Here is a 7,369-nt window from a genome sequence, read left to right as displayed (position 1 = left end):
CGGCCCCTTTGGCGTGAGGGTTTCGGTCACGGCTGACGGGGCGGCGACCTGTCACGCTGCCACCTTCGGGGGGTGGCGGCGTTGGACTGGGGAACCAGGCGTTTGGCTAGTCTGCGGGCGGCGGCGTGAGCGCTGTGGCAATCCGCTTGAGGTAACCGACTGCCATGAGCAGGAGCCCGGAGGGCACCCCGAAAAATACCATCGCGGCATCGCTGCCGGAGAAGAGGAGAAGCAACCCCAGAAGTGCCGAGACCACGGCGAGCAGCGTGCCACCGACGACCATGAAGTCGCCGGCCGTGCGGATGCGCTGACGATGGGCATTCGTTGTCATGGGTTGAGCCTATCGGGAAGGTGAACGGGGATGGTGAGTGGTTTCGGGCTGGTGAAGGAAAGGCGGCTCCCGGTCCCGCGGTGTCCGGTACTCGTGGATATTTCCCTCAGATTCTGGGTTCGATTCCGCAAGGACCCGGGAACAGCAAAAAGGCCGCTTCCCTGTGTTTTCCGGGGAAACGGCCTTCTCGAAAGGTGAGCCTCCTGCCAGAATCGAACTGGCGACCTTTTCATTACGAGTGAAACGCTCTACCAACTGAGCTAAGGAGGCACCGTAGCCACGCGGGCCACAAGCAGTTAGTTTATAGGCTCGTTTCACCAGCGGTCAAAACGAGCAGACGCGCGCGGGGCATATCAGCACTGCAGGCCGTCCTTCGGCACCGTCGAGTCCAGGAAGTACTCGTCGACGGCGTTGCCGATGCATTCATTGCTCCGGCCGTAGGCGGTATGCCCCTCCCCGTGGAAGGTCAACAGCACCGAGGACTCCAGCTGCTGGTTCAGCGCCTTGGACCAGGCATAGGGTGTGGCGGGATCCCCGGTGGTGCCGATGATGACGATCGGTGCCGCACCGGGAGCCGAGACCGGCGCTGGCTTGCCCGTCGAGGGATACTTCCAGTCCTTGCAGGAGGTGCCGCCGTAGGCCAGGTATTTGCCGATTGTGGGGGATGCCTTGGCAAGCTCTCGGGCATCCTGGCGCTGTCCTTCGATGCTGGTGTCCGCCGGGTAGTCCAGGCAGTTGATCGCCACGAAAGCCTCGTCTGGGTTGCCGGTGTAGCTTCCGTCCGCTTCGCGCCCTGCACTGAGATCGGCGAGATCGAGGATGTCCGAGGGGTCGCCCGAGATCGCCGAATTGAGGGCATCGGTGAGCGTGGGCCAGTAGCCGTCATCGTAGAAGGCCAGGAGGAAACCGCTGACGAAGTCGGTGATGCCGACCTCGCGTCCGTCCTGGGCGGTCAGCGGGTACTTCTCGACGGAGGCGAAAAGTTCGTGGAGCTGGTCGCGGGCCTGGTCGACGTCCCCATCAAACGGACACTTCTGGCGGCGCAGGCAGTCTTCCAGATAGGCGGTAATGGCCTTTTCAAAGGCGGCAGCCTGACCCAGGGTCACCTGCTCGTTGTCCAACGACGGGTCCATGGCGCCGTCGAGGACCATGTGACCCACGTTTTTCGGATGGAGCTGTGCGTAGGTGGCGCCGAGCTTCGTGCCGTAGGAGAAGCCCAGATAGTTCAAGCGCTTGTCGCCGTTGACGGCACGCAGGATGTCAAGGTCCTTGGCCGAACTGACCGTGTCGATGAATCCGAGCGATTTTCCGGTCTTCGTGGCGCAGGCGTCCGCGAATTCCCTGCTTTGCTTTTCGATGTCCGCCAACCCGGCCTCGGTCGTGGGGTCCGGGTCCACCGTCCGGGCCTGATCCCGCTCGGCATCGGTTCGGCAGGTGACCGGGGCCGAACGGCTGACCCCGCGGGGGTCGAAGCCGAGCAGGTCATACCCCTTGCGCAGATCGGCGGAGAACATCTGTGTTCCGGCATTCATGACCAGATCCACCCCGGAGGCGCCCGGGCCTCCGGGATTGACCAGCAGGGTCCCCTTCGACTTGCGGCCGGCATCCAGCTTGACCACCGAAAGCTTGATCGAGTCCTGGTCGGGGTGCTCGTAGTCCAGGGGCACCTCCACTTCGGCGCACTCGAACGACGTCGAACAGCTCGTCCAGTCCAGCGTCTGGCTGTAGTACTTCCCCAGCCCAGCGGGCGGTGAGGGCATCGGCACCGCGGAGTCGTCATTTGGGGCGGGACCTGATGAAGGGCTGGCGCTGCAAGCAGACAGCAGCAACAGGCAACTCGCGGCGGCAGCCCAGCGCAACCGACGTCGGGGGAAGGTCATGCGTGGGGTTCTCCTTGGTTCCTGGCCGGAAGCAGGCCGGCCATCATGGCCTCCATGGCCAGCAGCGGTTGGACATTGGCGCCGATGCGGCGCCGGGCCTCGGCAATGTAGTCGATCCGGGCCAGGGTCTGTTCGGGGGAGGTGCGGTGGGCGATCTCGGTGAGCTCGCGTTCCAGATAGGCGTTGACCAGTTCGCTACCCGTGGACAGTTGCACGGTCAGCACGTCGCGGTAGAACGTGGTCAGGTCGATCAACGCGCGATCCAGCGAGTCGTTGACTCCGCGTTTGGCCCGGCGCTTGTTCAGCTCCTCGAGGGCCTTGAACTGGCTGCGCAACTGCGGTGGGACCGGTGCATCCGCCGCAAGGCCCAAGGATTCGCGCAGCGCGGCGGTATCGGCGGCACCACGCTCCTCAGCCGAGGAACTGGCTTCGGCGGTGGAGAGCTCCACCAGGTCGCCCGCGGCGATGACTGCGTCGGAGACCGAACCCAAGCGCAGCGGCAGGCGCACCGTCCGGTCACGGCGTTGCCGGGCCCCCTCGTCGCGGGCCAGGCGCCGGGCGATGCCGATGTGGCTCTGGGAGACCCGGGCGGCGAAGTCCGCCTGCTCGGGGGTCAACCCGTCGCGACGCACCAGCAGCTCGGCTACCGCCTCACGGGACGGCACTCCCAGGGTCACCGGCCGGCACCGCGAGCGGATCGTCACCAACACGTCGGCCGGGCTGGGCGCACACAGGATCCAGACAGTGTGCGGTGGAGGCTCCTCGATCGACTTGAGCAGCACGTTGGTGGTCCGCTCGGTCATGCGGTCGGCGTCCTCGACGATGATGATCCGCCACTTCCCCGCGGACGGGCGGTCCTGGGCCTTGGCGATCAGCTGGCGGACGTCCTCGATCTGGTAGGCGACCTTCTCCGTGGCGATGAGGGCGACATCCGGGTGGGTTCCGGCCATGACGGTGCGGCAGGCATGGCACTGCCCGCATCCGCGGCCCTCGGGATCGGTTGCGTCGCATTGCAGGGCGGCGGCAAAGGCGCGCGCGGCATTCGAACGTCCCGACCCCGGTGGGCCGGTGAACAACCACGCATGCGAGGGGGCCCCGAGGGCGGCTGCCCGACGGAGGGCGTCAACTGCCTGGTCCTGTCCGGGCAGGTCGGCCCAGACCCCGGGCAACTCGGTGGTGGTGCTCATGATGCAGAACCCGTCCGCTGCTCGACCGCGGCCACCGCGTCGGTGATCCGCTGCGAGAGCTCCTCCACGGCCAGGGAGGCATCGAGGACCACGTAGGCGCCGTCGTCGTTCCCGGCACGGTCCAGGAAGGCCTGGCGGATCCGGGCATGGAAGTCGTCGGGTTCCGATTCGAGCCGGTCCTCGGCCGCATCGCCCTGGGTGCGGCGGTCCCTCCCCGCCTGCGGGTCGACGTCGAGCAGGATGGTCAGGTCGGGGCGCAGGCCGGCGGTGGCCCAGCGGTTCAGCGTCAGGACGTCCTCGGTGCCCAGGCCCCGCCCGACGCCCTGGTAGGCGACGGAGGAGTCGATGTAGCGGTCGCAGATGATGGTGGCGCCGCGGGCCAGGGCGGGCAGGATGAGTTGTTCGACGTGGGCGGCGCGGGCCGCTGCGAACATGAGGGCCTCGGTCCGGGCATCGACCTCGCCGTGGCCGTGGTCCAGGACCAGGGAACGCAGCTTTTCGCCGATGGGCGTGCCGCCGGGCTCGCGGGTGCGCACGACCTCGCGGCCGTGCTCCTGCAGGCGGCTGGCCAACAAGGCCGCTTGCGTGGACTTGCCTGCGCCGTCGCCGCCTTCGAGGACGACGAACAGGGCCCCTGGCGTGCGCTGCATTTCATTCACCCGGTAAGCCTATCGGCCCCTGGCCGGTAACACGCTGTCGCGGCTTCCCCGGCGGACGGGGGCGGGGTCTACGATTTTGGCATGGCCCCATCGCACCCCCAGGATCTTGCCCCCGATACCGTCGTTGTCGCCGCCGGCCGCCCGCCGCGCGCAACGGATGCGCCGGTGAACCCGCCGATCGTGCTCTCCTCGACGTTCTTCGGGGCCGGCACGCCGGGGAACGGGGAACGCGTGTACGGCCGGTTCTCCAACCCGACCTGGGACCCGCTCGAGGATGCGCTGGCGCAGCTGGAATCCGCAGCCCTGCCGGGGTTGGTTTATGCCTCGGGGATGGCAGCGGTGGCCTCGGCCATGTCGCTGATGCCGTTGGGCGGCACGATCGTGGTGCCCCGGCACAGCTACAACGGATCACTGTCGCTGGTCGCCGACCTGCAGACGCGGGCCGGGATCACCGTCCGGCTAGCCGACGTCGAGGACACCGACGCCACCGTGGCCCTGCTCGCCGGGGCCGACATGCTCTGGCTGGAAAGCCCCACCAACCCGATGCTCGAGGTCGCCGACGTGCGGGCCCTGGCCTCCGCCGCCCGCGAGGCAGGGGTGCTGTGCGTGGTGGACAACACCTTCTCCACCCCGCTGCTGCAGCGCCCGCTGGAACTCGGCGCCGACGTCGTGGTGCATTCGGCGACCAAATACATGGGTGGGCACTCCGACGTCGTGCTCGGTGCGGTGCTCACCAGTGATGCCGGCCTGCGGGCGAAGCTGCACGCCCATCGCTCGCTGCACGGGGCGATCGCCGGTCCGTTCGAGGCGTGGCTGACGTTGCGCGGGCTGCGCACCATGGCATTGCGGGTCGAGCGCGCCCAGGCCAGTGCCGGGGAGCTGGCCCGCCGGCTGTCCGCACACCCGGCCGTGGAATCGGTGAGGTATCCGGGCCTGGAATCGGATCCCGGGCACTCCCGGGCCGCCGCCCAGATGGAGGGGTTCGGCTCGATCGTGGCCATCACGGTGGCCGGGGGAGCGGCAGCTGCCGAGACCGCACTGGCGGCGCTGCAGTTGTGGACCCCGGCGACGAGCCTGGGCGGGGTCGAATCCCTGGCCGAACGCCGGCGCCGTCATCCGGGCGAGCCGGACTCGGTGCCGGCCCACCTGATCCGGCTCAGCGTCGGGATCGAAAATGTCGAGGACCTGTGGCGGGACCTGGACGCCGCGCTGGGCGCGGGGCGCTAGCCCCGGATCGGGTTCCGGTCACCTAGACTGGCGGATGTGGCTACCGCATTGTTTTTCGAGATCGTTCTGTTCCGGGTCCTGAGCCTGGCGGCGCTGGTGCTCGGCCTGTGGGCCTTCATCGACGCCGTCCGCCACCCGGCGGCCAACTATCTGCGCGAGAACAAGCGCACCAAGGGTTTCTGGCTGGGACTGACCGGCGTCGCCGCAGTGGTCTGCGCCTTCAGTGTCCTGGGATCCGGTGGAGCCGGGTTCCTGCAGCTGATCGCCGCCTGCATCTCCTGCGTCTACCTCGCAGATGTCCGGCCCGCCGTGGGCGGCAAGGGCTCACCGGGGTACTACAACTACTAGCTCCGGAGTGCTCTGCGGGCCCTGCTGCTAGCGTGCCAGCGCCCCGGATCGTGGGGCCACGCAGGCCCAATCCACGGTGAGCTCGCCCAACCGCCACCGATGCACCCCGTCGCGCACCGGCCAGCCGTCGGCGCGCAGCGTCCTGCACATCGCGATCCACCGTTGACGATGCCCAAAGGGTGCCAGCGGTGCGGCGGCCAGCCAGGCCGCATCGGCCGCTGCCAGGAAATCGTGGACCCGCTCGCCGGGATGGTTGCGGTGGATCAGCGCCTTGGGCAGGCGTTCGGCCACCTCGCTGGGCCGCAGGACGGCACCGAAGCGGATCGAGATGCTCAGGGTCAGCGGCCCGTCGGGGGAGACCCCCACCCACGTGCTGACCCGTCCCACCTCATCGCAGGTTCCCTCGATGAGCAGCCCGCGCGGATCGAGCCGGTCCGCCAGCGCCTTCCAGATCGAGGCGACATCGTCCTCGTTGTACTGGCGCAGCACGTTGAAGGCCCGGATCAGCAGGGGATTGCGGTCAGTGGGGATCTCGAAGCCGCCGACGCCGAAGGACAACCCATCGACGGCCATGGACTGGGCGGCGCGGACGCGGCCAGGATCGATTTCCAGTCCCACGACCGACACCTGGGGGTTCACTGCCCGCAGGCGCTGGAAGTATTCGACGGCGGTGCGCGGGGAGGCCCCATAGCCCAGGTCGACGCAGATGGGTGGGGCGCCCGTGACCTCGGGGCGCAGCCGGAAGGCCTGGGTGCCGGTCATCCACCGGTCGACCCGGCGCATGCGGTTCGGATTCGTGGTGCCCCGCGTGGGGTTGCCCACGGGGCGCCCGGCCTGGTGCCGGCCGCCGAGCCGCTGAGCTTTTTGCACCACATCAGAAAATATAAGCTGGCCGTGGACCCCTTCATGACCAGTCATGGGGGAAAGTAACGGACTTCACGCCGGATAGGATGAATTCATGACGCACACCCTGATCCTGCTCCGCCACGGGCAGAGCGAATGGAACGAAAAGAACCTCTTCACCGGCTGGTATGACGTGCCGTTGACCGAGCAGGGACGCGCCGAGGCAGTGCGCGGCGGGGAGCTGCTCACCGCCGAGGGACTGGTCCCCGACGTGCTGCACACCTCGCTGCTCAAGCGCGCGATCATCACCGCCAACCTGGCCCTGGAGGCCGCAGACCTGTCCTGGATCCCGGTCCGCCGCGACTGGCGGCTGAACGAACGCCATTACGGTGCACTGCAGGGCAAGGACAAGGCCCAGACCCTCGCCGAGTTCGGCGAGGACCAGTTCATGCAGTGGCGCCGCTCCTATGACACCCCGCCGCCGCCGCTGGACGACGACTCGGAGTTCTCCCAGATGGGGGACCCGCGCTACGCCGACCTCGGTGATGATGCCCCGCGCACCGAATGCCTCAAGGACGTGCTGGAGCGGATGCTCCCCTACTGGGAGTCCGCGATCCGCCCTGACCTGCAGGCCGGCAAGACCGTGCTGGTCACCGCCCACGGGAACTCGCTGCGCGCCCTGGTCAAGCACCTGGACGGCATCTCCGATGAGGACATCGCCTCGCTGAACATCCCCACCGGCATCCCGCTGGTGTACGAGCTGGACGATGACTTCACCCCGGTCACCGCGGGAGGCCGCTACCTCGACGCCGACGCCGCGGCCGACGCGATCCAGGCAGTGGCCAACCAGGGCCGCAAATAGACCGACCACACCCGGGAAACGACGAGGGGGGA

8 protein-coding genes and 1 tRNA gene are annotated in these 7,369 nt (G+C 68.2%); 3 read left to right on the top strand and 6 right to left on the bottom strand.

From position 1 onward, the window contains the following. Positions 1-106: 106 nt before the first annotated feature. From ABD088_RS07180 to tmk, 5 genes are all read right to left on the bottom strand, one after another. The gene (locus ABD088_RS07180; RefSeq protein WP_343901095.1) at positions 107-331 is read right to left on the bottom strand and encodes a hypothetical protein; all 225 of its coding nucleotides are present in this window, start codon (positions 329-331) and stop codon (positions 107-109) included. 197 nt (positions 332-528) lie between these two features. Continuing rightward, a tRNA-Thr gene (locus ABD088_RS07175) sits at positions 529-601 on the bottom strand. A gap of 83 nt (positions 602-684) precedes the next feature. Beyond that, on the bottom strand, positions 685-2,211 hold the full coding sequence (locus ABD088_RS07170) for an alpha/beta hydrolase (protein ID WP_343901094.1): 1,527 nt from the start codon (positions 2,209-2,211) through the stop codon (positions 685-687). Continuing rightward, positions 2,208-3,398 carry a DNA polymerase III subunit delta' gene (locus ABD088_RS07165; RefSeq protein WP_343901093.1) on the bottom strand — a complete coding sequence of 397 codons (1,191 nt, stop codon included), beginning with the start codon at positions 3,396-3,398 and terminating at the stop codon, positions 2,208-2,210. Before ABD088_RS07165 ends, ABD088_RS07170 begins: the two co-directional genes overlap by 4 nt. After that, the gene (gene tmk / locus ABD088_RS07160; protein ID WP_343901180.1) at positions 3,395-4,048 is read right to left on the bottom strand and encodes a dTMP kinase; all 654 of its coding nucleotides are present in this window, start codon (positions 4,046-4,048) and stop codon (positions 3,395-3,397) included. Before tmk ends, ABD088_RS07165 begins: the two co-directional genes overlap by 4 nt. 90 nt (positions 4,049-4,138) lie before the next feature. On the opposite strand from tmk, the gene ABD088_RS07155 reads away from it, so the two are divergent. Both ABD088_RS07155 and ABD088_RS07150 read left to right on the top strand, forming a co-directional pair. Continuing rightward, positions 4,139-5,284: a trans-sulfuration enzyme family protein gene (locus tag ABD088_RS07155; RefSeq protein WP_343901091.1), complete on the top strand. Its 1,146-nt coding sequence runs from the start codon at positions 4,139-4,141 to the stop codon at positions 5,282-5,284. Positions 5,285-5,320: 36 nt separating this feature from the next. Then, positions 5,321-5,632 (top strand): DUF2516 family protein, encoded by a 312-nt coding sequence (locus ABD088_RS07150; RefSeq protein WP_343901090.1) that lies wholly within the window; start codon positions 5,321-5,323, stop codon positions 5,630-5,632. Positions 5,633-5,659: 27 nt separating this feature from the next. Here the strand turns inward: ABD088_RS07150 and ABD088_RS07145 are convergent, their stop codons facing one another. After that, a complete protein-coding gene (locus ABD088_RS07145) occupies positions 5,660-6,505 on the bottom strand; it encodes a class I SAM-dependent methyltransferase (protein WP_343901089.1) in 846 nt (281 codons plus the stop codon). Positions 6,506-6,590: 85 nt separating this feature from the next. Between ABD088_RS07145 and ABD088_RS07140 the strand changes: the two genes are divergently transcribed. Further along, a complete protein-coding gene (locus ABD088_RS07140; RefSeq protein ID WP_343901088.1) occupies positions 6,591-7,337 on the top strand; it encodes a phosphoglyceromutase in 747 nt (248 codons plus the stop codon). The last annotated feature ends 32 nt before the right edge of the window (positions 7,338-7,369 follow it).

It is taken from the genome of Arthrobacter rhombi (assembly GCF_039526245.1).
GTDB classification, from domain to species: Bacteria; Actinomycetota; Actinomycetes; order Actinomycetales; family Micrococcaceae; genus Arthrobacter_H; species Arthrobacter_H rhombi.
This window is presented reverse-complemented; position numbering and strand designations above follow the sequence as displayed.

What these genes read in the sequence shown, in the direction of transcription:
- tmk (WP_343901180.1), bottom strand. Translation starts at nt 4,048, where the DNA reads ATGCAGCGCACGCCAGGGGCCCTGTTCGTCGTCCTCGAAGGCGGCGAC.
- ABD088_RS07165 (WP_343901093.1), bottom strand. Translation starts at nt 3,398, where the DNA reads ATGAGCACCACCACCGAGTTGCCCGGGGTCTGGGCCGACCTGCCCGGA.
- ABD088_RS07155 (WP_343901091.1), top strand. Translation starts at nt 4,139, where the DNA reads ATGGCCCCATCGCACCCCCAGGATCTTGCCCCCGATACCGTCGTTGTC.
- ABD088_RS07170 (WP_343901094.1), bottom strand. Translation starts at nt 2,211, where the DNA reads ATGACCTTCCCCCGACGTCGGTTGCGCTGGGCTGCCGCCGCGAGTTGC.
- ABD088_RS07180 (WP_343901095.1), bottom strand. Translation starts at nt 331, where the DNA reads ATGACAACGAATGCCCATCGTCAGCGCATCCGCACGGCCGGCGACTTC.
- ABD088_RS07140 (WP_343901088.1), top strand. Translation starts at nt 6,591, where the DNA reads ATGACGCACACCCTGATCCTGCTCCGCCACGGGCAGAGCGAATGGAAC.